The following is a 22,351-nucleotide window of genomic DNA, read 5'->3' on the forward strand; positions in this document are numbered from 1 at the left end:
GCGGACGACATTTTACAAACATCAAAGGTGATGGCATCACAAAAGACTGTTCCAACAAGGGAATTCACAAGGACAGTTGTCGGTTAAAAAAGACAGCCCTGACAAGCAAACCTTCGGAATCTCTACCAAGTGAGCGCATACAAAACTCGATACCGACTACGTTCTCAACTTAAAATTCAAAACCATTATACCTGGTAACTCAATCACCATCCTTGCAAAATCACACGACCTCAAAATAGTTTAAGCCAACTACAGTCTACGAAAACGATATCAACAAACAGCCGATCCATCACACTGGCCGCTCGCTCAGTATTTGCCATAATGATCAGGTCCATTCAGTTGTCGAGATCCAAGGATTCGTACGATCTGGAACAACAGTGTTTCGAAGCTCACGGAAATACTTCCGCGACTAAGCCATAAGACATCACGTCCAAAACAAGACAGTGACTTGTCACCAGAGGAGGTTTTAGCTATGGATCAGTAACATCCCCGCAATTCTAAAATGAAAGCTCTCGACTTTGGACCCTATAAATCCACATTAGGCACCCCTAAAAGGACAAGCAGTTCGTTGAGGGAGGAAATGGCTTTTATGCGGGAGCAGGAAAAGATGTGCTGACCAATGGCAGCTATCAGATTGAAAGCGAATCAGCTTCGGGAGGCATATCAACCATCCCTTCCGTTCTATCAGGAGGTCTAGGGAACGACACTTATGAACTCCTGACCGATCAAGAGTGGGGATTCATTGCTGACGCGGGCGGCGGCAAAGATACCATTCGATTTTTAAAATCCAGCTATCTCAATCCCAAGTCCAAATACTTGTATACCGATATCAGTACCATCCTCATCAATGATCGCGATTTGATGGTCACCACCAGAAATTTCGACAATGGCGTCAGAGATTTTGGAGTGATATTCTCTGACCCTTTCGGAACTTTAGCCCCCGAGAACAGGCTCGAAAAAGTTAAATTTGGCAAGAAGAAATATCCGTTTAAAAAGTTCTACAAGAGCCTCCAGAAATACGCTGAAGAACTACCAGAGTTCTATTATTTCGATACAGCCACTTTTTCAGACTTAGGTGACACTGGCGTGCTGAATCTGACTGGTTTCCCCGACACAAATGTTCTGGAAAGCGGTGACTACATTCAAATTGCTCTCATGAACAACGCCATTGTCGTTTGAGCGATACCGATTCATCAAAAAGCCGGCCCAATGGGCCGGCCTTAGGGCTAATTTCAGCTTACATAAAAGGATCAACCAGCAGCTGCTGAACCACCAACAACTTCAAGAATTTCCTGAGTGATGGCAGCCTGACGCGCCTTGTTGTAATCCAAGGTCAACGTCTTGGCGAGCTCCTTGGCATTGTCGCTCGCATTGTTCATCGCCGTCATCCGGCTGGCCAACTCAGATGCTGCAGACTCCTGGAGTGAACGCAACAGCTGATTCTGCAGATACAGCGGCAGAAGAGCATTCAACAACTGCTCCGGGCTTTGTTCAAACACGATGTCAGAAGGAATCTTCGGTTCCGTGTTTGCAGGCCCGGCCCCTGGTTCAACCGTCAATCGACCATCTCTGGTGGTGAGGCGGAAGATCTCATCTTCGGGGTCCGCAATGTCCTGGGGATCAAGAGGCAGCAAGGTCTGAACCACAGGCTTGCAACTCACCAAATTGATGAACTTGGTGAAAATGATTTCAACACGATCACTGCTCTGGGCAATGAATTCAGCCAAAAGATCGGTTGCAATCGTATTGGCTTCATCAGCCGTGGGCACCTGCTCCAAGCCAGCAAATGTGGCTTGAATCGGATAATTCCGGTTGGAGAAGTAACTGCCTGCCTTGCGGCCGATCAGCACTAATTTCACATCGAAACCCTTCCCCTTGAGCTCAGCAAAGCGCTGCTCAGTACGCCGGATGATGTTGGAGTTGTAGCCACCGCAGAGGCCACGATCACCGGTACAGGCCACCAGGGTGACACTCTCAACTGGCCGTTGCTCCATCAGAGGAGCAGCGGCATCCTCCAACTGCATACGCGACTGCAGATTTTCCAGCACGCGCGCTAACCGATCGGCGAAGGGACGACTGCGAAGCACCTGCTCCTGAGCACGACGCACTTTGGCGGCGGCAACAAGACGCATGGCCTCGGTGATTTTTCGCGTGTTCTTGACCGATTTGATGCGGTCGCGGATCTCTTTGAGATTTGCCATGTCGGCGACTTCAGCTGGCCGAAGCCACAAGGTTGGACACAACTTCGTTGATGGCGTCCTTGAGGATGGCCTCAGCCTCAGGACTCATCACCTTCTTCTCCTGGATTTCGTTGATGAATTCAGGCTTGTTGGACTTCAGGTACTCACGCAGCTCACGGGAGAAATCCACAACACTTTCAACCGGGACCTCATCAATGAGGCCCTTGACGCCGGCATAAACGATGGCGACCTGCTCAGCCAGGATCAGGGGGCTGAACTGGGGCTGCTTGAGAAGCTCACGCAAACGCTTGCCGCGTCCGAGCTGCTTCTGGGTGGCCGCATCCAGATCGGACGCGAACTGAGAGAACGCAGCAAGTTCATCGAACTGAGCCAGTTCCAGCTTCAGGGTTCCAGCAATCTTCTTGATGGCCTTGGTCTGGGCAGCACCACCCACCCGACTGACGGACACACCCACGTTGATGGCAGGGCGCAGGCCGGAGTTGAACAGGTCGGAACTGAGGAAGATCTGACCATCGGTGATCGAAATCACGTTGGTCGGGATGTAAGCCGACACGTCGCCGGCTTGCGTTTCGATGATGGGGAGGGCGGTCATCGATCCCTTGCCCATGGCATCGGACAACTTGGCAGCACGCTCAAGCAAACGGCTGTGGAGATAGAAGACGTCTCCGGGATAGGCCTCACGACCGGGTGGACGGCGCAGCAGCAGGGACATCTGGCGATAGGCAGCCGCCTGCTTGGACAGGTCGTCGTAGATCACAAGGGTGGCCTTGCCCTTGTACATGAAGTACTCGGCGATCGAAGCTCCTGTGTAAGGAGCCAGGTACTGCAGAGCAGCAGGCTCAGAGGCGTTTGCAGCCACCACGACGGTGTAATCGAGGGCACCCCGTTCGCGGAGAACTTCTACGACGTTGGCCACCGATGCGGCCTTCTGACCCACCGCGACATAGACGCAGATCATGTCCTGATCCTTCTGGTTCAGGATCGTGTCAATCGCGATGGCGGTCTTGCCGGTCTGTCGGTCTCCGATGATCAGCTCCCGCTGACCACGACCGACGGGAATCATGGCGTCGATGGCGGTGATGCCGGTCTGCATCGGCTCGTGCACCGACTTGCGCTGGATGATGCCGGGAGCCATCGACTCGATCAGGCGCATCTCGGTGGCGGCGATATCACCCTTGCCGTCGATGGGCTGTCCCAGTGAATTGACCACCCGTCCGAGGGTCGCCTCTCCCACGGGAACGGAAGCGATCTTGCCGGTGGCCTTGACGGTGCTGCCTTCCTGAACGCCAAGGCCTTCGCCCATCAGCACGGCGCCGACGTTGTCATCCTCAAGGTTGAGTGCGATGGCTTCGGTGCCGTCCTCGAACTCGAGCAGTTCACCGGCCATGGCCTCCTGCAGGCCATAGACACGGGCGATGCCGTCTCCGACCTGGAGAACGGAGCCAACATTGCTGACGGAAACTGACTTGTCGTAATCCTCAATCTGCTTTTTGAGGATGGCGCTGATCTCGTCGGGACGGATGGAAACCATGGCGTTTGCCCCAGGTGGGGAAGAGGTGAGGAAGGAGCGAAAAAAAGGAAGTGGACTCAGCTCGCTTTGGCGAGCGCCAGACCGAGGCGGCGAACCTGACCTGACAGGCTGGCATCGATCACCTGTGAACCGAGGCTCACGACGAAACCGCCGATCAGACCTGGATCAACACTGAGGTCGATATCGACCTTCTTGGTACCGGCCATGGCCTGCACCCTGGTGGACAAGGCAGCCTGCTGCTCTTCGGTGAGAGGTTGTGCTGAACGCACGTGGGCCAATGTGATGCCCTGCTGCTGGCGATAGAGCTCGAGGTAGCGAAGCATCACCGCGTCGAGAGCCTGCAGGCGCTGACGATCAGCCAGCACCTTGAGCAGATTCATCAGCGATGGGGTGACCTGATCAGACAGCAAGGCATCTAGAGCCTGTTTTTTACCGGCTGGCTCGAGCACCGGCGAAACCATGGCGTCACGGAAATCAGCCGAGCTCTGCCACAACTCGAGCAGGTCCTTGCATTGCTCGGCCACCGTGTCGGACTCCTTGCGTCCATTGGTGATCTGAAGCAGGGCTTCGGCGTAGGGCGTAGCCAGAGAATTGAGAATCGGCATTAGGCGTCCCTCAGATTGGCGATGGAGGCATCAAGGAGCTTGTTCTGGGCCTTTTCATCAAGACGACCGGGCAGATCCCTGAGGACCTTGCTGATCGCCGCAGTGGCGGCTTCGCGACGGAGAGCATCGTTGATCCGAATGGCCTCGGCCTCGGCATCTGCAGATGCTCCCTGCTTGATGTTGGCCATCACAGCAATGGTGCGTTGCTCGCCTTCCGCACGGATGGAAGCCGCGCGTGATTGACCATCCAGACGGATCTTTTCAGCCTTTTTGTTGGCTTCAGCCAGATCGGCCTGGGCTTTGGCGAGCTCCTCAGTAGCCGTTTTCAGGCGCTTTTCAGCGTCCTGAAGATCCTGAAGAATGGCCGCGCGGCGCCTCTCGAGAATGCCGCCCAGGAATCCACTCAGGAACTTGACCAGAAGAACGATGACGATGGCCAGGTTGACCAGATTCGTCTCGAAGATGTTGAAGTTGAGTCCGAAGCCTTCGGATGCCAGCAGGGGAGGGAAGGTCATCAGGCGGTGAGCAGTCGGTTGATGATCTGATCGCTGAGCTGGTCGACCCGGCTCTGGAGCTGGGAACGAGCTTGATCGCGCTCGTTGTCCATTTCACGACGGGCCGCTTCCTTGGTGCTGTTCGCTTCGAGCTCGGCCTGGGTAACGGCGGCGCGGTACAGACCGTCCACTTCCTGCTCGGCTTCCACCACTGCAGCCTGGGCTGCCTGACGGGCTTCTTTCAACTGCTCAGCGAGATCAGCTTCCAGACGTTGAATCTGAGCGAGCTTCTCCTTGGCATCAGCTCGGCTGGTGGAGATATAGCCCTCTCGATCCTCCACGACCTTGCCGACCGGACGGAAGAAGAGAACATTGAGCAGGTAGGTGAGGAGAACCACCTGAACCGCCATCAGCGGAAGGGTGGCGTCGAGGTCAAAAAGACCTCCCTCAGGGACACCTGCTTCAGCAAGCAGAAGCCAGGTCATGGAGGAGTGCGCTGGGAAGGGATCGGAAAACGGTCAGAGGGGGGGTGGTGAAGCCCCCCTGCCCTGATCAGCCGGCGAAGGGGTTGGCGAACAGAAGCACCAAAGCCACCACCAGGCCGTAGATGGTCAGCGATTCCATGAATGCCAGGGACAGCAGCAGGGTTCCGCGGATCTTGCCTTCGGCTTCGGGCTGACGGGCGATGCCTTCAACAGCGCCGCCGGACGCGGTGCCCTGTCCGATACCAGGACCGATAGCGGCCAGGCCGACTGCCAGGCCTGCGGCCACGACGGAAGCAGCGGAGGTGATGGAATCCATGTTGGGTGGTGTTAGGGGAAGCGCGCTGAGCGCTGAACTGAATTGGGTTGGGGATCGGTTCCCCCCGCGCTGGGACACTCTCTGAGGGAGTGGGCCCGATCGAATGTCGGACCTACGCGCGGATGTGTTTAGCAGATCGCCTTAAAAGACGAAAGAGTTTTGAGAATCAGTGGACCTCGTGGAGGCCTTCTCCGATGTAAAAAGCAGCGAGGGTGGCAAAAATCAATGCCTGGATCGCACTGGTGAAAAGCCCCAGAAGCATCACGGGCAAGGGAACAATCAAGGGCACCAGATAAACCAGAACCCCCACAGCCAGTTCGTCCGCCAGGATGTTTCCGAACAAACGGAAGGAAAGCGACAGGGGCTTGGTGAATTCCTCAATGATCTTGAACGGGAGCATGATCGGCGTCGGCTCCACATACAGCTCGAAGAAACGCAGTCCCTTGCGGCTCAAACCGGCGTAGAAATACACCAGTGACACCAGCAGAGCCATCGCCACCGTGGTGTTGATATCTGCAGTTGGTGCACCGAGTTCACCTTCAGGCAGCTCGATGAGCTTCCAGGGGATCAGTGCACCGCCCCAGTTGCTCACGAAGATGAACAGGAACAGAGTCCCGATGAATGGGAGCCAATCCCGATAATGCTTCTCTCCGATCTGGTCACGGGCCAGATCGCGAATGAATCCCCAGAGAAATTCCAGAAGATTCTGCAGACCGATCGGATCGCGCTGCATGCCCCTGGTGCCGACAAGCACCAGAGCGAGCAAGACACCGATCAGGATCCAGGAGCTCAAAAACACCTGGCCGTGGAGGTACAGGTCACCGATCTGCCAATACAGATGGTGACCGACCTCCAGTTCGGCGAACGGCAGTGGGAAGGGCAGCAAAGCCATGGGTGCAGAGAGAAATGCTCTGCTTCAGCGATCGAAGACGTGCTGAAGAATCAGAGCGGGCTTGTAGAGGAGAAATCCCAGGAAGGCAGGCAGTAGATCGAGCTGGGGCCACTTGGCGGCACCGACCACAAGCAGGGTTGGGACGACAAGCTGAAAGCGACCCAGTCCGCGAGACTGTTCACTGAGGTTGGCCACGCTGCGGGCGAGCAGGCGCACGTACAGAAGTCCGGCGCAGGCACCCACGAACACACTGCCGGCTACCGAAGCGTTGAAGGCGACAGCCACGATGGGTACCGTGACGATTGCCACCAAGCCGGTGGCCAGCAGCAGACGACGCTGAAGACGGTAGAAATCCTCCAAGCGACGCCTGAATTGGCGCGCGGAATCTATCACGCGTCTTATGTTGTTATCTCCGCAGCAGAAGCAGGTGCCGATCGACAAGATCGCGGACCAGACCAGGTTCAGCCAGCGAGCCGAGTGGGACTCCTGGCTGGTTTTCAACGGCGCGCAGCAAGGCCGCCGCCGCCCCATCGAGCTGGATCGGTTGCATGTTGCGATCGAGAATGGGATCGGGCTCGCCCCAAAGACATGGCTGTCGAATCGCTGAAGCCCTCTGCAGCGCGGCATCCGACCAACAGGGTTTGGGGATCGGCTGAGCAGACAGGAAAAACTCGAAGTGACTGATGTCCGGATCAAGTTGTTCCACCAGCAACCACTGCTGATGGGGTTCCAGCGCTCTGGCGCGCTCAAGCAGCTCCCCTTCGAGTAGCCGGGCAGGATCCCAGACCTCTGGATTTGAAAATCCAGCGAAGTGGAGCCCGGCTGACCGAATGAACTGGAACAAACTCTCCAGGCTGTAACAGGTTTCCTGGGGGTGCAGGTACATATCTGCGAAATTGGCGTCCGCTGCGCAGTCGATGGCCCAGCGTTCTCGGTGATGACGCGCCAATCGATTCCCATCCGGGAGTGAATCCAGCAGCAGGCGACCAAGACGCAGGCCATCGGCACCGTCTCCCGCATCCAACATCGTCAGGGCCTGTTGTGTGCGATGGATTTCCCAGCGTCCGGATTCGGCGTACAGAAACAAATGCATCAAGCCGTCATCGGCCATCAGGTCAGCCAAGGCCCTGAGTCCGGACTCCGGCTCATCGAGGTGATGCAGGACCCCGACCGAGTTGATGTAATCGAACGGACCCTCCCCTGCGAGATCGAGCAGGCTGCGCTGCTCCTGGCGAAGCCTTGACACCAGCTGTTGAGCACCAGATCGCCGCAGTCTCTCGCGCGCCACGGCCAACGCCCCTTCGCTGATGTCCACCGCAAGGATTTCAGCTCCCGGATTGAGATGGCAGAGGTAGTCGGTGCTGACCCCAGTGCCACAGCCTGCGTCCAGAATCCGCGGAGACCGATCGGTTAAGGGGAGCTCACCACGGACGGCGGCGAGGACGCTGGCATGACACCAACGCCAGTTGTATCCAGGCGGCGGGCCCTCCTGAACCGGGTCTCCCGGGTAAGGAAAGCGGTCGTAGAAAGCGCTCACCTTGGGGGTCGCGGCATCAGTTGGCAAGGGATCGACCATCGAGGCAAGCCAGGGATCAGGCGAGCTTTTCATGGCAACAGCTCACTGGATCGCATGCTGTGCAAGGCCTGCAAACATTTGTTCATGCCACTCGGGAGCACCTGCCGGCCAGCCGTAACGTGTCCCGATCCGGCAAGACTCCGTCGATGACAGTGACCGCCAGCAGTGGCAGCCCACGGGTGTCTCCCCAACTCTTCGACACCCTGCCGCTGTCGAGCGTTCGTCAGGCGGAACAGCAGGACCGGTTCCCGGATGGCGGAGAACTCGACACCCTGATCACGTTCTTCAGGAGTGGTCAGGACCGGCTGGAGGCCGCTCGCATCATCGCGGCCAACGCTGAATCGATCGTGGCCAGGGCTGCCAATCGCATTTTTGTGGGTGGCACCCCACTCTCATTTCTCGAAGCCCCCCTCAGTACCGGTGAAACGAAACTCCCAGGCAGTCAGGACGGCACTCCACTGGCAGCGGATCAGGCGGCCTTCGAGCAATCCGTTCGAACCTTCACCGGCAGCAGTGGGGACACCAAACGGGGTAATTTTCTGACGCGCCTGCTGGAGGGGGCAGGTGGCGACGCCGATGTCAGAGTGGTTCTGCCAACTGGGTTCAATGCCATCAGTGTGGCGAAATACGGGCCGGCGTTCATGCGCAAGTCCGTTCGGGACATGGGCTGGTTCCTGCGCTACGTGGGTTACGCGGTTGTGGCCGGAGACCCCAGCATCCTCTCGGTGAACACACGCGGACTGCGAGACATTCTTCTGGCCAACTGCTCCCTCGCCGCCACGAATGTGGCGTTGCAGGAAATGCGAGCCGCTTCAGCCCAGTTGCTGCGCGACAGGCCTGAATCGAGGCAGCTCGCCATCGACTGTTTCAACGTGCTGCTGCAGGAGTTGGCCATCGCCACCCCCAGCACCAGACAACGGCAGGGCAGCGATGTACAGCAGGGACTGCAGCTGCCCGCCATCTACGCCCTGGCCTCGGAAGGGTCCCAGCGTTTTGAGATGAGGCCTGGTCTCTCCGGCGCTGAAAAGGCCGAGGTGATCCGCGCGGCTTACCGCCAGGTGTTCGAACGCGACATCGCCAAGGGGTATTCCCAGTTCCCCTGCCGCTCAGAAGCCAGTCAGGTGAGCCAGGGACAGATTTCAACACGTGAGTTCATCCGTGCCTTAGGTCGCAGCAAGGAATATCGCCAGCAGTTCCACGACCGTTTCGTGAACAGCCGCGTTGTTGAGTTGGCCTACCGCCACTTCCTCGGACGAGGCATCAGCTCCCTTGAGGAATTCCGCAAGTCGTTCTCCATCCTCAGCGACCAGGGATTGAACGGACTGGTTGATGTGCTGGTGAATTCCAAGGAATACGCCCGCTGCTTCGGTGAGGAGACAGTTCCCTACATCCGTGATCTCGGGGAGGAAGCCCAGGAGAGCGCGGGTTGGGGATCCAACCGCAAGCTGTACAACTTCAGCGCTCCCTTCGAGGGAGCTCCGCAGTACGTCACGTTGTACGCGTCCTACCGGCAGCCGTTTGCTGACCAGCATGTCTACGGCGGTGGCAACGATCCTGTTGCCAACCAGTACGGCGCCATCTTCCCCAGTGGCACTGCGTCCGTGTCCACGCGACCGGCACCCTATGGCTATGACAGCCGGCGCCTGTTGGTGAGTAACGGCCTGAACAGTCCCGGCCAGATCGCCAGCGCCCAGTCCCGATCGAGCCGTCCTCGCAAAGTCGGACCGCGCGTCGTTCGCCTGCAGCAGATCTCCACGGGTGGGGCAGCTCGTCCAAGCCGCGGTGGCCAACCCAGTGTTCGGAACACCGAATCCAGCACCCAGTCGGTGATCAATGCCGTCTACGTCCAGGTCCTCGGAAACTCCGGCTATGCCGGTGAGCGGCTCAGTTCTGAAGAAGCACGACTTGAGAACGGTGATATCTGTCTCAAGGATTTTGTGCGCAGCGTGGCGCGCTCCGATGCCTTCCGCCGTCGCTACTGGAGTGGTCTCTACATCGTGAAGGCCATCGAAGTGATGCATCGGCGGCTGCTCGGACGACCGACCTTCGGCCGTTGGGAAATCGATGCCCTGTTCGACACGGCAGCTCGAAAAGGCTTCTACGGAGTCGTTGACGCCTTGATCGACAGCAAGGACTACCAGGACTGCTTTGGAGACGACACCGTTCCCTTTGAGCGCTTCATCACTCCTGGCGACCTCAACGTGCGCCGCGCTCCGACCCTCAAACGGGAGGTCGCCCAATTCGGGTACGACAACTCCGGGCTGGTTCTCAGCAGCCGTCCCGAACCGATCGCTCCGATGTCCTATCGCGGTACTGGCGAGGTCACGCCCCGCAATTTCCCTGGTCGCGGGGGCGGCTCGAGAGCCGACTGGACGGGTATGGCCAGAAACTTGGGCGGGGATGACCTGCAGAAGAGCCTTCGCCAGATTCGCCTCGGTGAGCCGATCCAACGGAGACGAAGCTCCAGACAGGCACCAGTCACGCCGATGTCGAGAGCCCTCGAAACCAAAGGGGCCGAGGGCTACAAGCTGCGTTCATCCCTTCCACAGCGCCTGGTCCTGAAGCGTCCCTGCGACGAAAGCGAACTGCGAACCATCATTGATGCCACGTACAAGCAGTTGCTGAATCGCATTCCACTGGAAAACGAACGACTTTTTGAAGCTGAATCCCGCCTCCGCAATCAGGATTCCGACCTTGCCGGTTTCATCGCCGATGTGGCCATGGCTGACGCTTTCCAGTCGCGCCTGTATGCGATGGCACCATTGCGTGCAGCCTCTGCGGCCAGCCTGGCGCTGCTCGGACGGGTGGCTTCACCAGCCGAAGTCAGCCGCTTCCTGCGCGTGCGGGCCGAATCCGGACAACCCGTCGCCGTGCGTGAAGTCCTTGATCGCATCGTTGAAACAGATCAGGTTCCGCGCATGGACGGCATGAATACAAGGGGGGACGTCACCCAGGCGACCCAACAGCGCACAGCTGCTCTTTATCGAGGCAATGCGGGCCTGAATCCGACCATGGATTCAGCGATCTGATTGATCAGAAGTAAAACAATCGGCTCCAGATTTTTAATATTGAACCTCTGAACTTCACGGTGATCAGAGGAACATTGGATAACTTCAGCCATCCCTGAAGTTTCAGCAGGTTCTCTGCGGGATGGCTTGTGGGACAACGCTTTTCAGCGTCGCCAAGATGCAGTGAAGAACTGTTAACTCCACCAGGGGGGCTCCAGATGATTAACGCAGAATGCTGCGATTGCTGATTTTATCAGCACTGTCGGGTCGACAAACAAGGGGCAAACAAGGTTCAGTGTTGAACGTTGTAAACAACCTCCTGAATGGTCGGCTCGGCCAAGGCTCTCAGCCCTTAGTCTGAGACGCGATCCTGAAAGGGATCACCCACATTCACCGGATACCGGTCTCCTACGGGCGGCCGCTTGTTTCGAGGCAGAACTGCATGAGCATCGTCTCCAACTCGATCATCAACGCGGACGCCGAAGCCCGCTACCTCAGCCCTGGCGAACTCGACCAGATCAAGGCTTTCGTGACCGGCGGTCAACGCCGTCTCCGCGTCGCCCAGGTTCTATGCGAAAGCCGTGAGCGCATCGTCAAACAGGCTGGTGGTCAGCTGTTCCAGAAGCGTCCCGACGTCATCTCCCCCGGAGGCAATGCCTACGGAGAGGAAATGACGGCGACATGTCTGCGCGACATGGACTACTACCTCCGACTCGTGACGTACGGCATCGTTGCCGGCGACGTCACTCCAATCGAGGAAATCGGCGTCATCGGAGCGAAAGAGCTCTACCGCTCCCTGGGCACACCCCTGGAAGCGATGGCTGAAGCCGTGCGTGAGATGAAGACGGTCGCGATGGGCCTTCTCACCGGCGCCGATGCCGAAGAAGCTGGTACCTACTTCGATTACGTGGTGGGCGCACTCGCCTGAACACACCGCTGATTCCCTTCACGCTCCCAAGGATCCATGCAAGACGCCATCACCAACGTCATCAACAAGTCGGACGTTCAGGGCCTGTACCTGGACACGGCCTCGATGAGCAATCTCGAGTCGTATTTCTCCAGTGGCGAACTCCGGGTTCGTGCCGCCGCCACGATCAGTGCCAACGCCTCGGCCATCATCCGGGACGCCGTCGCCAAAGCGCTGCTCTACTCGGACATCACCCGTCCTGGCGGCAACATGTACACCACCCGCCGCTATGCCGCGTGCATTCGCGATCTGGACTACTACCTGCGTTACTCCACTTACGCGATGCTCGCGGGTGACACCTCCATCCTCGATGAACGCGTTCTGAACGGACTGAAGGAGACCTACAACTCTCTGGGTGTGCCCATCGGAGCCACAGTTCAGGCCATCCAAGCCATGAAGGAAGTCACCGCAGGGCTGGTTGGGCCTGATGCAGGCAAAGAGATGGGTGTGTACTTCGACTACATCTGCTCCGGCCTCGGCAACTGAGGCTCATGCGGTTGTTCAAAGTCACCGCCTGTATTCCCAGTCCTGAAAAGGTTCGGACGCAGCGCGAACTCCAAAACACCTTCTTCACCAAGTGGGTGCCATACGACAGCTGGTTCGCGGAGCAGCAGCGAATTCAGAAGCAGGGAGGCCGCATCATCAAGGTCGAACTCTGCACCGGCGGTCGACAGGTGAACGTCGGTAACTGAGCGAACGTCACAACAAGATCCTGCTTTTCCCGGACATTTGTTCGGGATTTTTTTTGACTTTTCCCTGTGAGGCCAGAGTGGGATCAGCCCAGAGTTGACGCCACCAGACCATCAAGGTCTGGTAAAGCCGTGGCGGGTGACTGACCTGATAACCAGAGCACATACTCATGGTTGCCGGCGGGACCCGTGATGGGGGAAGCCACGATCCCCTGCGCGATCCACCCGAGCTCGGCTGCCGCATCGATCACCTGTCGTATCGCATCGAGATGGGCTGATGGTTCACGAACCACTCCTCCCTTGCCGACCCGTTCACGACCGACCTCAAACTGTGGTTTCACCAGGACCAGCACATCCGCAGCCGTTCCGATGGTCAAGCGATGCAAGGCAGGAAGAATCAGGCTGAGCGAGATAAACGACACATCCGTGACCGCCAGGCTGGGCCTGGGGTCCTCCGCACCGTAAAGATCCTGCGGCTGAAGATACCGGAGGTTGGTGCGCTCGCGCAGAACAACCCGCTCATCGGTGCGAAGGCTCCATGCCGTTTGGCCGTAACCCACATCTACGCCATACACCTTGGTGGCCCCGTGCTGAAGCAGGCAGTCGGTGAAGCCGCCGGTTGAGATTCCGCCGTCAAGGCAGACCTTCCCTTTCACTGCAATCGCAAAGGATTCCAGGCCCGCAAGCAGTTTTTCTCCTCCCCGGGAGACGAATCGCGGCGGTTTCTCCACCACCAGAGCACGATCATTCGCGACTTCCAATCCCGGTTTGTCGAGCAGCTGACCAGAGGCATCGCGCACCTTGCCAGCGCGGATCAGTTGCTGGGCCTGTTGGCGGGACGAGGCCAGGCCCAAGGTCAGCAGCTGCAGATCAAGTCGCCGTTTTGAAGCCATTCCGTCATAAAAGCAGACGTGATCCCGAAGAAAAACGGGGATCCGTCCGGCGATTCCCCAACTGCCAAGAAGATCATTTCAACCGCAGTTCAACGCGTGTCAAACCACCTTCCGAAATCCGCCAAGGTGGTTCCCCTGCTGAGGCCTGGCACCTTTGTGATGCTGGAGAATCAGCCAACGGATCTTCCGCCATTCCAGCTGATTCAATGCCGCGGCGGGCGTTGCTGGGTCCGTCAGCAGGCCTGGGGGCAGTATGTGCACTGGGAAGTGGAACATAAGCGTCTGCGGGCTGCATGATCCAAGGCCAGAGCTGACGAATCGACACTTCTTTCTCTTTGATCAATCCCTTGGCAAAGCGACTCTGACGCGGCTCAATAGGTGCACAAAGACATTCAATACGCCCCATTGACCAGCGTCTCGGTCTCCCAACGACGTTCAGCGCGGGAACGCATCAGAGAACGTCCAAATCTGATGCAGCGATTACTGCCTCTTCCCTGGGCGTTATGGCCGGCGGAAGCACGGTTGCTCATCGGCCTGACCGCCCTGTGGAGCCTGGCGGGTCTGATCGTGCTGGGGTCGGCGAGCTGGTGGGTTGCCCTGCGTGAAATCGGAGATGGTGCATTCTACGTCAAACGGCAGGCGATCTGGTTGATCGCCAGCTGGAGCCTGCTCGGGCTCACGCTTAGCACCAGCCTGCGCCGCTGGCTCAAATGGTCTGGACCAGCCCTCTGGATCGGCTGTTTGATGATTGCCGCCACCTTGGTGATGGGCACCACGGTCAACGGGGCCAGCCGTTGGCTCGTGGTGGGCCCGCTCCAGGTCCAGCCCTCGGAGCTGGTAAAACCCTTCGTGGTGCTTCAGGCCGCCAATCTGTTCGCCCCCTGGAACCGGGTTGGGCTTGATCAAAAGCTGCTCTGGCTTGGCAGCTTCGGAGGGCTGCTGCTGCTGATTCTCAAGCAGCCCAATCTCTCCACGGCTGCTCTCATGGGCCTGACGCTCTGGATGGTGGCCCTGGCAGCGGGGCTGCGGCTGAGAAGTCTCCTTGGCACGGCATTGGTGGGAGCCGGCATGGGAGTCACCAGCATCCTGCTGAATGAGTACCAACGACTGCGCGTGGTCTCGTTCCTTGACCCCTGGCAGGATCCCATGGGTGACGGCTATCAGCTTGTTCAAAGCCTGCTGGCCATCGGCTCAGGAGGCCTGGCCGGCCAGGGATATGGGCTCTCCACACAGAAGCTGCAATACCTGCCGATTCAGAACACTGATTTCATCTACGCCGTGTTTGCAGAGGAGTTCGGCTTCGTCGGCTCAATAATGCTGCTGCTGTTCCTGATGCTGATGGCCTGGGCCGGTCTCAGAGTTGCCTTGCGCTGCCGAAGCAACCAGGCGCGCCTTGTGGCGATCGGCTGCTGCACGATTCTGGTTGGTCAGTCGATCCTCAACATCGCCGTCGCCTCCGGTGCCATGCCGACCACGGGGCTGCCCTTGCCCCTGATCAGCTACGGAGGCAATTCCCTGATGTCCAGTCTCGTGATTCTGGGGCTGTTGATCCGTTGTTCCCTTGAATCCACAGGGCTGATCGGTGGACGCACAGCTGCGAGGGAGAGGATGCCCCGCCAGCCTCGATAGGCTGAACAACGAGTTTCGAGCCTGGTCCTGGATCTGCTTCTGCTTTCGGATCTGGCGCAACGCAGTGAACAGCTGCTGAACCAGGCCCTTTCCAACCCGGGACCCTTGACCCTGGCGTTGGTGTTCTCTGGGGGTGCCCTCACGAGCCTTGGGCCATGCTCTCTGTCGCTTCTTCCCGTCACCCTCGCTTATCTCGCAGGGTTTGAGGATGGACAAAGCCCCTGGCAGCGCAGCCTTGCCTTCTGCAGTGGCATCGTCGGGGCGCTGGTGCTGCTGGGAAGCCTGAGTGGTTTGCTGGGCCGCATCTACGGACAGGTCCCAACTCTGGTGCCAACGCTGGTGGCCATCCTGGCCGTGGTGATGGGCCTCAACCTGCTGGGTCTACTCCGCATTCCTCTGCCGTCCGGCCCTGATCCAGAGCTTTGGCGCAAACGGGTGCCTGCCTCCCTGGCCCCTGTGGCGGCAGGCCTGGCCTTCGGTCTGGCCGCCTCTCCATGCACCACACCGGTGTTGGCCGTTCTTCTTGGTTGGATCGCCCAGAGTGGGAGGCCCCTTGTGGGCATGGTGCTGCTCACCAGTTTCGGCATTGGCCAGGTTCTGCCTCTGCTGCTGGCAGGCACGTTCGCGGCCTCGGTTCCACGGCTGCTGTCCCTGCGTTCGATCGGGCGTTGGGTCCCACCGATCAGCGGCGTTGTCCTGCTGGCCAGCGGCATGCTGACGCTGCTGGCGCGCTGGAGCTAGGAGGAGCCATGGGGCTGCTGATGCGTCGCCTGGCGGGCCTGCTCTCCGATCTGCGGCTTGCCATTGTGTTGCTGCTGTTGGTCGCTCTGGCCAGCGCCATCGGCACAGCCATTCCCCAGGGTGATCCTCCCGCCAGTTACATCGACGCCTACACAGAGACCCCCTGGCTGGGGCTGCTGAGCGGCGATCAGGTTCTTCAACTGCAGCTGGATCATGTGTATTCCAGTGGCTGGTTTCTGGCACTGCTCGCCTGGCTGGGGCTCGCCCTGATCCTGTGCAGCTGGCGCCGTCAATGGCCTGCACTCCAGGCAGCCTGCCAGTGGATCGACTACAAGACGCCACGACAACTCAGCAAACTCTCCATCGCTGAAACGGTGGCTTGTGAAAACGCCGACGACAGCCTTCAGCGTCTGTCGTCGTTGCTGCGGTCCAGGGGCTGGCAGCTGAACAGCCAGGACGGGAGGCTGGCCGCACGCAAGGGACTTGCGGGTCGCGTTGGTCCCCTCTTGGTGCATACAGGGCTGGTGCTGTTGATGCTGGGAGCTGTCTGGGGGGCGTTGGCGGGACATCGCCTCGAACGGTTCCTGGCCCCTGGCCGCAGTTTGGATCTGCTCAACCGCCTCGGCGACAACCAAGTCACGATCACGCTGAAGGATTTCCAGATCGAGCGGGATGCGGCTGGGCGGCCTGAACAGTTCCGCTCCGCCCTTGAATTGGAGGGGCGCCAGCAATCCCAGGTCTCGGAAATCAGCGTCAACCACCCCCTCAGATATCGCGGCATCACGATTTACCAGGCGGACTGGTCGTTGGCGACGATCACCCTTCAGATCGGCAAAAGCCCGGAACTGGAGCTGCCCCTGCAGACCTTCCCGCAGCTGGGGGAGCAGGTCTGGGGCTTGGTTCTGCCGACTCGGCCAGACGGTTCGGAGCCCGTGCTGCTGAGCCTGGAGACGGAAGAAGGCCCCGTGCAGATCTTTGATGGCAATGGCGAGCGCCTGGCCCTGTTACGTCCTGGAGGAGAGCCAGGCGACGTGAAGGGATTACCTCTGAGGGTGGCGTCCGTTCTGCCGGCGAGTGGCCTGTTGCTGAAACGTGATCCTGGGGTGCCGCTCGTCTACCTCGGATTTGCCGTGACGCTCCTGGGAGGTGGGCTCAGCCTGATAGCGACACGTCAGGTCTGGGCCATCGCCAACGACAGACAGCTGCATGTGGGAGGACTCTGCAACCGCAATCTCACTGCATTCGCAGTGGAGCTGCCATTGATCCTGCAGGAGGTTCAACAGGGCTGACGCGTTCCATGGCTGACCCGAACAATGGTGTGGACATTGCCGCGGGGATTGAAGTCGGCTTCCAGCTGCATCCACACCGGGTCCGTTGCAGCCACCAAATCATCAAGGATGCGATTGGTGACTTCCTCATGGGAAATGGATCGATCCCGGAAACTGTTCACGTAAAGCTTGATCGCCTTCAATTCAACGACCCGAGGACCGGGTTGATAAACCAAACGCAGGACAGCGAAATCCGGATAACCCGAAAACGGGCACTTGCAGGTGAATTCCGGTAGCTCGATGGAGACCTCATAGGGCCTGCCAGGGCGCGGATTTTCGAAACAGATCAACTCGGCTTGAGCGATGGCACGCTCGCCGTAATGAGGCGTCAACGTCCGATCGGCAGCGGAAGCAGCAGTCACCAGCTCAGAGGGGAACACTCGTTACGAACCTAAAAGGGCAGGGATTTCACCGTTCTGTTACAGCCATCACAACCAAGGGCAGTTGACGCGTCATTCTTTGGATAAAGAGTACCGCTCATGCAAAAAATCGAAGCGATCATCCGTCCGTTCAAGCTGGAAGATGTCAAGGTGGCCTTGGTTGAAGCTGGAATTATCGGCATGACGGTGACAGAGGTCCGAGGCTTTGGCCGCCAGAAGGGCCAGGTTGAGCGTTACCGAGGTTCAGAGTTCACCGTTGAGTTCCTGCAAAAGCTGAAAATCGAGGTTGTTGTAGAAGAATCACTTGTTGAAGCAGTTGTCACAGCAATTGGCGATGCGGCACGAACCGGAGAAATTGGTGACGGGAAAATCTTCATCTCACCTGTTCAATCAGTTGTACGGATCAGGACAGGTGAACGAGATGCATCAGCCCTGTAATCGCAAAACTCAAAGAAACGAATCCTTCGAAAGCTTGTGGGTATAGCAACAAGTCTTTCCAATTTATCTTATTGCACCTACATCCTAATTCAATTTCGAGTCAATACTGCCATAAGCAATTTGTAAAACAAAGTAAAAACCTGCTTGTAACTGATTTTGAATTAATAGTTTAATATACCAGCAAAAGTTAAGCCATCTTCTTAAATATGACTGAACTCAATATGCATCAAATTCGACCGATAAACCAACACTAGCAAAAAAAATAAAAATGTAGCAAGGTTTTCAAAGAAATGATTCAACCTCATAAGCACGAGCCGAAATTAATCGAAAATTGTTCATCTAACGACTCAAGAAGAAGAAAGCCAGAACAATAAATTAATAACTGGATCCATGTAATAACAAAGTTTTAAGCGCTGAGCACAGGCAAGGAAAGGATTTACGAATGGGTTACTGCGGCAAAGCGTCTAGCGTAAAACAAGCACTCTAAAAGTAATTTATTTCCAGATATCGTTATAAACATTTAAAATAATCAAAACCATTCAAAATCTCAAAATCTGCAAGCAATTGAATCTTAAGAGCCATCAGCGTGAAATGAAGTTATGAGTTCTTTAGTTACGAGGCAAAGGAATAAAATAATTCGGCAGCATTAAGGAATTAATGCTACTATTCAATAAATATATGCCGATATCATAGATTCAGACGTTGTTCAACCGCGCAGGCCGTTGATCGAGCGCTACACCCTGCCCGAGATGGGTGCTGTCTGGAATGAGCAGGCCAAATTCCAGAGCTGGCTGGATGTTGAGATCGCCGCCACGGAAGCCAATTGCCGCCTCGGCCGCGTCCCTCAGGAGGCCCTGGACACCATCAAGGCCAAGGCGAGCTTTGAGGTGGAACGCATCCTCGAAATTGAAGCTGAGGTGCGTCATGACGTCATCGCCTTCCTCACCAATGTGAATGAACACGTCGGCGATGCCGGGCGTTACATCCACGTCGGCATGACAAGCTCCGATGTTCTGGATACAGGCCTGGCGCTGCAGCTGAAACAGTCCATTGTCTTGCTCCGTCAGGAATTGGACGCACTGGCAGACGCGTTGAGGACCTTGGCAAGGGCTCATAAAGACACGGAGATGATCGGTCGTTCCCATGCCATTCACGGGGAACCGATCACCTTCGGATTCAAGGTGGCCGGTTGGTTGGCGGAGACAGAACGCAATCGCCAGCGGCTTCAACGTCTGGAACGGGATGTGGCCGTTGGCCAAATCAGTGGTGCCATGGGGACCTACGCAAACACCGATCCTCAGGTTGAAGCCATCAGCTGCGACATTCTTGGCCTGGTGCCGGACACGGCCAGTACCCAGGTGATCTCCCGTGATCGCCATGCCGACTATGTGCAAACCCTGGCCCTGGTAGGCGCCTCCCTAGAACGCTTCTCCACCGAGATCCGCAATCTGCAACGGACCGATGTGCTGGAAGTGGAGGAGAACTTCGCGAAAGGCCAGAAAGGCAGTTCAGCCATGCCGCACAAGCGCAACCCGATCCGCAGCGAACGAATCGGCGGACTCGCCCGTGTTCTGCGCAGCTACACCATCGCCGCCCTGGAAAACGTGGCGCTTTGGCATGAACGGGACATCAGCCACAGCTCCACAGAGCGCATGATGCTGCCGGACTGCTCGGTCACCCTCCACTTCATGCTGAGGGAGATGACCGCCGTGGTGAATAGTCTGGGTATCTACCCCGAGAACATGCGGCGGAACATGAACGTCTACGGCGGCGTGGTGTTCAGCCAGCGGGTCCTGCTGGCTCTGGTGGGCAGCGGCATGAGCCGGGAGGAGGCTTACCGGGTGGTGCAACGCAACGCCCATACCGCCTGGAATACCGATGGCGGTAATTTCCGGGCCAATCTGGAGGGTGACGCGGATGTCACTGGACGTCTTTCAGACGATCAGCTTGCCGACTGCTTCGCCACCGATGTGCATCAGGCCAATCTCGGGGTGATCTGGGATCGTCTGGCGATTTAGATCAGAAACCCAACAACCCTCCAACAGGAAGGCCGAGCAGACGAAAAATAGATGTTGCCTTGATGATGGGATTGAACGGCTCCAACGCATCCGACATGGAATCCGTTACCTTGGCGAGTTGATTGCGATTCACCACCAGCACATCCCCCTGACGCAGGGGTGGGTTGGTCGGGCTGCTGAGGGTGGCTTTGGGGTTGAACCCGAGACGCTTCACAGAGGGTTTCCCCTCTCCATCAACACGAATGAGCTCAACGGTGTTGTCACTACCTCGACGTGTGATGCCACCTGTCGCCAAAATCGCCCTTGAGACTGGAGAATTTGACGGCACTTCCACCACACCTGGCTTCGCGACTTCACCAATCACATTCACTTTGATGGTGTCCGGAGCAAAGTTGGATGCCGCGGCCGTAATCATGTCTGAATTGCTGAGATTTTCTGCTTTGTAAACCCGAATGCTGTCTCCGTCATAGATCAACGGAATAGGAGCATGGCCCCCATCCCTGAGAATGGAGAGATAGTCGAAGCTGTAACGGGTTGGCTCAACACCTGGAGTCTGTGAGGGACGAATCAATTCCAGCCGCGAGAGATCACCAGTAGCCCCGATGCCCCCGGCTTTCCTCACAACGTCCACAAGGGTGGGCCAACCCCCGTCCCCTCTGGCTGGAAGCGAAAACACACCTGGTGTTTCCACATCTCCCGTAACGGTGACCTTGATCGGGCGAGGGGCGACAAGATCGAGATGAACCAGAGGCCTGCGCAGAATCTTGGCGTAACTACTGGTAATGGATTGCTTCGCCTCCTCCAGCGTCAAACCCCAGACCTCAATCGTGCCGATACGGGGGAGGTTGATGGTGCCATCACTGAGGACTTCAACCTTGGCTTCATAGCCCTCCATCTTGAAGACCGTCATTGAAAGCTGATCACCAGGACCCAGGCGATAGCGGTAAGACTTTCCCTCAAGAACAGACCCCATCGAATCGTTCATGGCGAGCGCCGTGGAACCCTGGGGTGCGGCCTGGGCAACGGCTGCAAAGGGAAGACAAAGCAAACCGCCGGCCAGGACTGCGGCGACACACTGCTGCTGAGAGGATCCTGGACGGCGGAGAAAAGACATACAGCGTCTGAACGAGGGTCTGGAACTGACGGAAGAGGGATCTAATCTTCCCTCAGATTGAGACGGAATGGGACTTCAATGACACTGTCTGGTTCGTCCATTCCGTCGGAGCAGACCCTGTCGAGCGAGCTGATCGAATCGCTCCGTTGTGATGGCCGACTCTTCGATGTCGAGGGGCTTGATCTGTACCTGATCCGCGGAGATCAGTTCCCTGCCGTGGCCGAAGCGGTCGGACGACTGCGGGAGTCCACCTATCGCGAACAGCTGTCCGGCTCGGGAGAGACCTTGGATCTCGATGGGCGCGACCAGGCCTATGACCATCTCCTGCTGGTGGAAACCAACAGTGGAGTTCTCGCCGGCTCAGCCCGGCTTCAGTTTCTTCCCGCAGGCAGCCGAGGAGACGATCTTCCAGACGGAAACAGCTCCTACCTGGAACACGTCTATCCAGGCATCAAAAAAACCCTGACGGATCTGGGCAATCATCTGGAAATCGGCCGGGTCGCTCTCGCGAATCGCTTTCAGCGGCAGCCCCATTCGCTGATGGCCCTGTTCCGAGGAGGATTGCTGATTGCTGTGCGCTCCGGGTACACAACCCTGCACGGACTGGTGTCCTACAACCACTTCGCCTACGCCGATGCGGTCAACGAGGTCTTTCTCAGCAACCTGATGCAGCCGCCCTATCGGCAGAGCGAACCGACACTGCCGGCACCTCGTCATCCCGTTGAGACCATCCGAGCCAGTGACGCTCCCAGCGACATTCCCAATGTCCAGGCATTGGAAGTTGAGATCCGCAGCCACCATGCCGACACGTTTCGACTGCCCGTTCTCCTGCGTCAGTACTTCAATCTGATGGAGGCCCGCGTCTGCGGTCTCTCCCTCGCCAGGGACTTCAATCAGATTACAGAAATCCTGATGTCCGCAGATCTCAGCCGGTTGCCAGAAGAACGTCTGCGTTTCTTCATCGATGTGGTCCACAATCCCATCTACCAGCAATTCAGCTGGTACCGAGGAGAAGGATCAACTGAGCAGCGCTGATACCTTGAACT

The 22,351-nt window shown here is 57.6% G+C and carries 24 protein-coding genes; 12 read left to right on the forward strand and 12 right to left on the reverse strand.

Features of this window, described 5'->3' with window-relative positions:
- The first annotated feature begins 609 nt into the window (after positions 1-609).
- Positions 610-1,179: a hypothetical protein gene (locus tag KR100_RS12340; RefSeq protein WP_038546536.1), complete on the forward strand. Its 570-nt coding sequence runs from the start codon at positions 610-612 to the stop codon at positions 1,177-1,179.
- 71 nt (positions 1,180-1,250) lie between these two features.
- Here the strand turns inward: KR100_RS12340 and KR100_RS12345 are convergent, their stop codons facing one another.
- The 9 genes from KR100_RS12345 to KR100_RS12385 all read right to left on the reverse strand — a co-directional run bounded on the left by KR100_RS12345 (position 1,251) and on the right by KR100_RS12385 (position 8,133).
- On the reverse strand, positions 1,251-2,201 hold the full coding sequence (locus KR100_RS12345; protein ID WP_038548826.1) for a F0F1 ATP synthase subunit gamma: 951 nt from the start codon (positions 2,199-2,201) through the stop codon (positions 1,251-1,253).
- A 10-nt stretch (positions 2,202-2,211) separates the two neighbouring features.
- Positions 2,212-3,732: a F0F1 ATP synthase subunit alpha gene (atpA, locus tag KR100_RS12350; protein WP_038546539.1), complete on the reverse strand. Its 1,521-nt coding sequence runs from the start codon at positions 3,730-3,732 to the stop codon at positions 2,212-2,214.
- 56 nt (positions 3,733-3,788) lie between these two features.
- Positions 3,789-4,337, reverse strand: coding sequence for an ATP synthase F1 subunit delta (gene atpH, locus KR100_RS12355; protein WP_038546551.1), 549 nt, complete (start codon positions 4,335-4,337; stop codon positions 3,789-3,791).
- Positions 4,337-4,852 carry a F0F1 ATP synthase subunit B gene (locus KR100_RS12360; RefSeq protein ID WP_038546554.1) on the reverse strand — a complete coding sequence of 172 codons (516 nt, stop codon included), beginning with the start codon at positions 4,850-4,852 and terminating at the stop codon, positions 4,337-4,339. Before KR100_RS12360 ends, atpH begins: the two co-directional genes overlap by 1 nt.
- On the reverse strand, positions 4,852-5,316 hold the full coding sequence (locus tag KR100_RS12365) for a F0F1 ATP synthase subunit B' (protein ID WP_038546557.1): 465 nt from the start codon (positions 5,314-5,316) through the stop codon (positions 4,852-4,854). Before KR100_RS12365 ends, KR100_RS12360 begins: the two co-directional genes overlap by 1 nt.
- 67 nt (positions 5,317-5,383) lie before the next feature.
- Complete coding sequence (gene atpE / locus KR100_RS12370) at positions 5,384-5,632, reverse strand: ATP synthase F0 subunit C (RefSeq protein WP_006851467.1); 249 nt, start codon at positions 5,630-5,632, stop codon at positions 5,384-5,386.
- A gap of 166 nt (positions 5,633-5,798) precedes the next feature.
- Positions 5,799-6,524, reverse strand: coding sequence for a F0F1 ATP synthase subunit A (atpB, locus tag KR100_RS12375; RefSeq protein ID WP_038546561.1), 726 nt, complete (start codon positions 6,522-6,524; stop codon positions 5,799-5,801).
- A gap of 24 nt (positions 6,525-6,548) precedes the next feature.
- Positions 6,549-6,884 carry an ATP synthase gene (locus tag KR100_RS12380; RefSeq protein ID WP_038546564.1) on the reverse strand — a complete coding sequence of 112 codons (336 nt, stop codon included), beginning with the start codon at positions 6,882-6,884 and terminating at the stop codon, positions 6,549-6,551.
- A 46-nt stretch (positions 6,885-6,930) separates the two neighbouring features.
- Entirely contained in the window at positions 6,931-8,133 is a 1,203-nt protein-coding gene (locus KR100_RS12385; protein ID WP_239420334.1) for a class I SAM-dependent methyltransferase, read from the reverse strand.
- 113 nt (positions 8,134-8,246) lie between these two features.
- Here KR100_RS12385 and KR100_RS12390 point away from each other — a divergent pair, with 113 nt between their 5' ends.
- The 4 genes from KR100_RS12390 to KR100_RS12405 all read left to right on the forward strand — a co-directional run bounded on the left by KR100_RS12390 (position 8,247) and on the right by KR100_RS12405 (position 12,767).
- The gene (locus KR100_RS12390) at positions 8,247-11,129 is read left to right on the forward strand and encodes a phycobilisome rod-core linker polypeptide (protein WP_038546567.1); all 2,883 of its coding nucleotides are present in this window, start codon (positions 8,247-8,249) and stop codon (positions 11,127-11,129) included.
- 421 nt (positions 11,130-11,550) lie between these two features.
- Positions 11,551-12,036: an allophycocyanin gene (locus tag KR100_RS12395; RefSeq protein WP_038546571.1), complete on the forward strand. Its 486-nt coding sequence runs from the start codon at positions 11,551-11,553 to the stop codon at positions 12,034-12,036.
- Between the two features lie 36 nt (positions 12,037-12,072).
- A complete protein-coding gene (apcB, locus tag KR100_RS12400; protein WP_038546575.1) occupies positions 12,073-12,561 on the forward strand; it encodes an allophycocyanin subunit beta in 489 nt (162 codons plus the stop codon).
- Positions 12,562-12,566: 5 nt separating this feature from the next.
- The gene (locus tag KR100_RS12405; protein WP_007098856.1) at positions 12,567-12,767 is read left to right on the forward strand and encodes a phycobilisome linker polypeptide; all 201 of its coding nucleotides are present in this window, start codon (positions 12,567-12,569) and stop codon (positions 12,765-12,767) included.
- An 83-nt stretch (positions 12,768-12,850) separates the two neighbouring features.
- Here the strand turns inward: KR100_RS12405 and KR100_RS12410 are convergent, their stop codons facing one another.
- Positions 12,851-13,657 carry a TlyA family RNA methyltransferase gene (locus tag KR100_RS12410; protein ID WP_038546578.1) on the reverse strand — a complete coding sequence of 269 codons (807 nt, stop codon included), beginning with the start codon at positions 13,655-13,657 and terminating at the stop codon, positions 12,851-12,853.
- A gap of 96 nt (positions 13,658-13,753) precedes the next feature.
- Here KR100_RS12410 and KR100_RS12415 point away from each other — a divergent pair, with 96 nt between their 5' ends.
- The 4 genes from KR100_RS12415 to KR100_RS12430 all read left to right on the forward strand — a co-directional run bounded on the left by KR100_RS12415 (position 13,754) and on the right by KR100_RS12430 (position 17,316).
- Positions 13,754-13,954, forward strand: a complete 201-nt coding sequence (locus KR100_RS12415) for a hypothetical protein (RefSeq protein ID WP_038548832.1) — start codon at positions 13,754-13,756, stop codon at positions 13,952-13,954.
- Between the two features lie 174 nt (positions 13,955-14,128).
- Positions 14,129-15,286 (forward strand): FtsW/RodA/SpoVE family cell cycle protein, encoded by a 1,158-nt coding sequence (locus tag KR100_RS12420; protein WP_204207718.1) that lies wholly within the window; start codon positions 14,129-14,131, stop codon positions 15,284-15,286.
- A 72-nt stretch (positions 15,287-15,358) separates the two neighbouring features.
- Positions 15,359-16,027: a cytochrome c biogenesis CcdA family protein gene (locus tag KR100_RS12425; RefSeq protein ID WP_369793847.1), complete on the forward strand. Its 669-nt coding sequence runs from the start codon at positions 15,359-15,361 to the stop codon at positions 16,025-16,027.
- Positions 16,028-16,047: 20 nt separating this feature from the next.
- Positions 16,048-17,316 carry a cytochrome c biogenesis protein ResB gene (locus KR100_RS12430; RefSeq protein ID WP_038548834.1) on the forward strand — a complete coding sequence of 423 codons (1,269 nt, stop codon included), beginning with the start codon at positions 16,048-16,050 and terminating at the stop codon, positions 17,314-17,316.
- On the opposite strand, the gene queF is transcribed toward KR100_RS12430, so the two are convergent.
- The gene (gene queF, locus KR100_RS12435; RefSeq protein ID WP_038548837.1) at positions 17,304-17,717 is read right to left on the reverse strand and encodes a preQ(1) synthase; all 414 of its coding nucleotides are present in this window, start codon (positions 17,715-17,717) and stop codon (positions 17,304-17,306) included. The two genes, KR100_RS12430 and queF, sit on opposite strands and share 13 nt — an antisense overlap.
- A gap of 117 nt (positions 17,718-17,834) precedes the next feature.
- Between queF and KR100_RS12440 the strand changes: the two genes are divergently transcribed.
- Positions 17,835-18,173, forward strand: coding sequence for a P-II family nitrogen regulator (locus KR100_RS12440; protein WP_038546584.1), 339 nt, complete (start codon positions 17,835-17,837; stop codon positions 18,171-18,173).
- 722 nt (positions 18,174-18,895) lie between these two features.
- Entirely contained in the window at positions 18,896-20,191 is a 1,296-nt protein-coding gene (gene purB, locus KR100_RS12445; RefSeq protein WP_038546586.1) for an adenylosuccinate lyase, read from the forward strand.
- Position 20,192: 1 nt separating this feature from the next.
- Here the strand turns inward: purB and KR100_RS12450 are convergent, their stop codons facing one another.
- A complete protein-coding gene (locus KR100_RS12450; protein ID WP_051847539.1) occupies positions 20,193-21,305 on the reverse strand; it encodes a polysaccharide biosynthesis/export family protein in 1,113 nt (370 codons plus the stop codon).
- A 78-nt stretch (positions 21,306-21,383) separates the two neighbouring features.
- Here KR100_RS12450 and KR100_RS12455 point away from each other — a divergent pair, with 78 nt between their 5' ends.
- The gene (locus KR100_RS12455) at positions 21,384-22,340 is read left to right on the forward strand and encodes a GNAT family N-acyltransferase (protein ID WP_038546588.1); all 957 of its coding nucleotides are present in this window, start codon (positions 21,384-21,386) and stop codon (positions 22,338-22,340) included.
- Positions 22,341-22,351: the final 11 nt, after the last annotated feature.

It is taken from the genome of Synechococcus sp. KORDI-100, assembly GCF_000737535.1.
Lineage (GTDB): Bacteria > Cyanobacteriota > Cyanobacteriia > PCC-6307 > Cyanobiaceae > Parasynechococcus.

Bases quoted from the DNA above. Each gene is read 5' to 3' on its own strand.
- KR100_RS12365 (WP_038546557.1), bottom strand. From the start codon at position 5,316: ATGACCTGGCTTCTGCTTGCTGAAGCAGGTGTCCCTGAGGGAGGTCTT.
- atpH (WP_038546551.1), bottom strand. From the start codon at position 4,337: ATGCCGATTCTCAATTCTCTGGCTACGCCCTACGCCGAAGCCCTGCTT.
- apcB (WP_038546575.1), top strand. From the start codon at position 12,073: ATGCAAGACGCCATCACCAACGTCATCAACAAGTCGGACGTTCAGGGC.
- KR100_RS12410 (WP_038546578.1), bottom strand. From the start codon at position 13,657: ATGGCTTCAAAACGGCGACTTGATCTGCAGCTGCTGACCTTGGGCCTG.
- KR100_RS12440 (WP_038546584.1), top strand. From the start codon at position 17,835: ATGCAAAAAATCGAAGCGATCATCCGTCCGTTCAAGCTGGAAGATGTC.
- KR100_RS12420 (WP_204207718.1), top strand. From the start codon at position 14,129: ATGCAGCGATTACTGCCTCTTCCCTGGGCGTTATGGCCGGCGGAAGCA.
- KR100_RS12385 (WP_239420334.1), bottom strand. From the start codon at position 8,133: ATGAAAAGCTCGCCTGATCCCTGGCTTGCCTCGATGGTCGATCCCTTG.
- KR100_RS12430 (WP_038548834.1), top strand. From the start codon at position 16,048: ATGCGTCGCCTGGCGGGCCTGCTCTCCGATCTGCGGCTTGCCATTGTG.
- KR100_RS12345 (WP_038548826.1), bottom strand. From the start codon at position 2,201: ATGGCAAATCTCAAAGAGATCCGCGACCGCATCAAATCGGTCAAGAAC.
- KR100_RS12455 (WP_038546588.1), top strand. From the start codon at position 21,384: ATGACACTGTCTGGTTCGTCCATTCCGTCGGAGCAGACCCTGTCGAGC.
- KR100_RS12450 (WP_051847539.1), bottom strand. From the start codon at position 21,305: ATGTCTTTTCTCCGCCGTCCAGGATCCTCTCAGCAGCAGTGTGTCGCC.
- KR100_RS12360 (WP_038546554.1), bottom strand. From the start codon at position 4,852: ATGACCTTCCCTCCCCTGCTGGCATCCGAAGGCTTCGGACTCAACTTC.
- atpB (WP_038546561.1), bottom strand. From the start codon at position 6,524: ATGGCTTTGCTGCCCTTCCCACTGCCGTTCGCCGAACTGGAGGTCGGT.
- KR100_RS12390 (WP_038546567.1), top strand. From the start codon at position 8,247: ATGACAGTGACCGCCAGCAGTGGCAGCCCACGGGTGTCTCCCCAACTC.
- KR100_RS12405 (WP_007098856.1), top strand. From the start codon at position 12,567: ATGCGGTTGTTCAAAGTCACCGCCTGTATTCCCAGTCCTGAAAAGGTT.
- KR100_RS12395 (WP_038546571.1), top strand. From the start codon at position 11,551: ATGAGCATCGTCTCCAACTCGATCATCAACGCGGACGCCGAAGCCCGC.
- atpA (WP_038546539.1), bottom strand. From the start codon at position 3,732: ATGGTTTCCATCCGTCCCGACGAGATCAGCGCCATCCTCAAAAAGCAG.
- atpE (WP_006851467.1), bottom strand. From the start codon at position 5,632: ATGGATTCCATCACCTCCGCTGCTTCCGTCGTGGCCGCAGGCCTGGCA.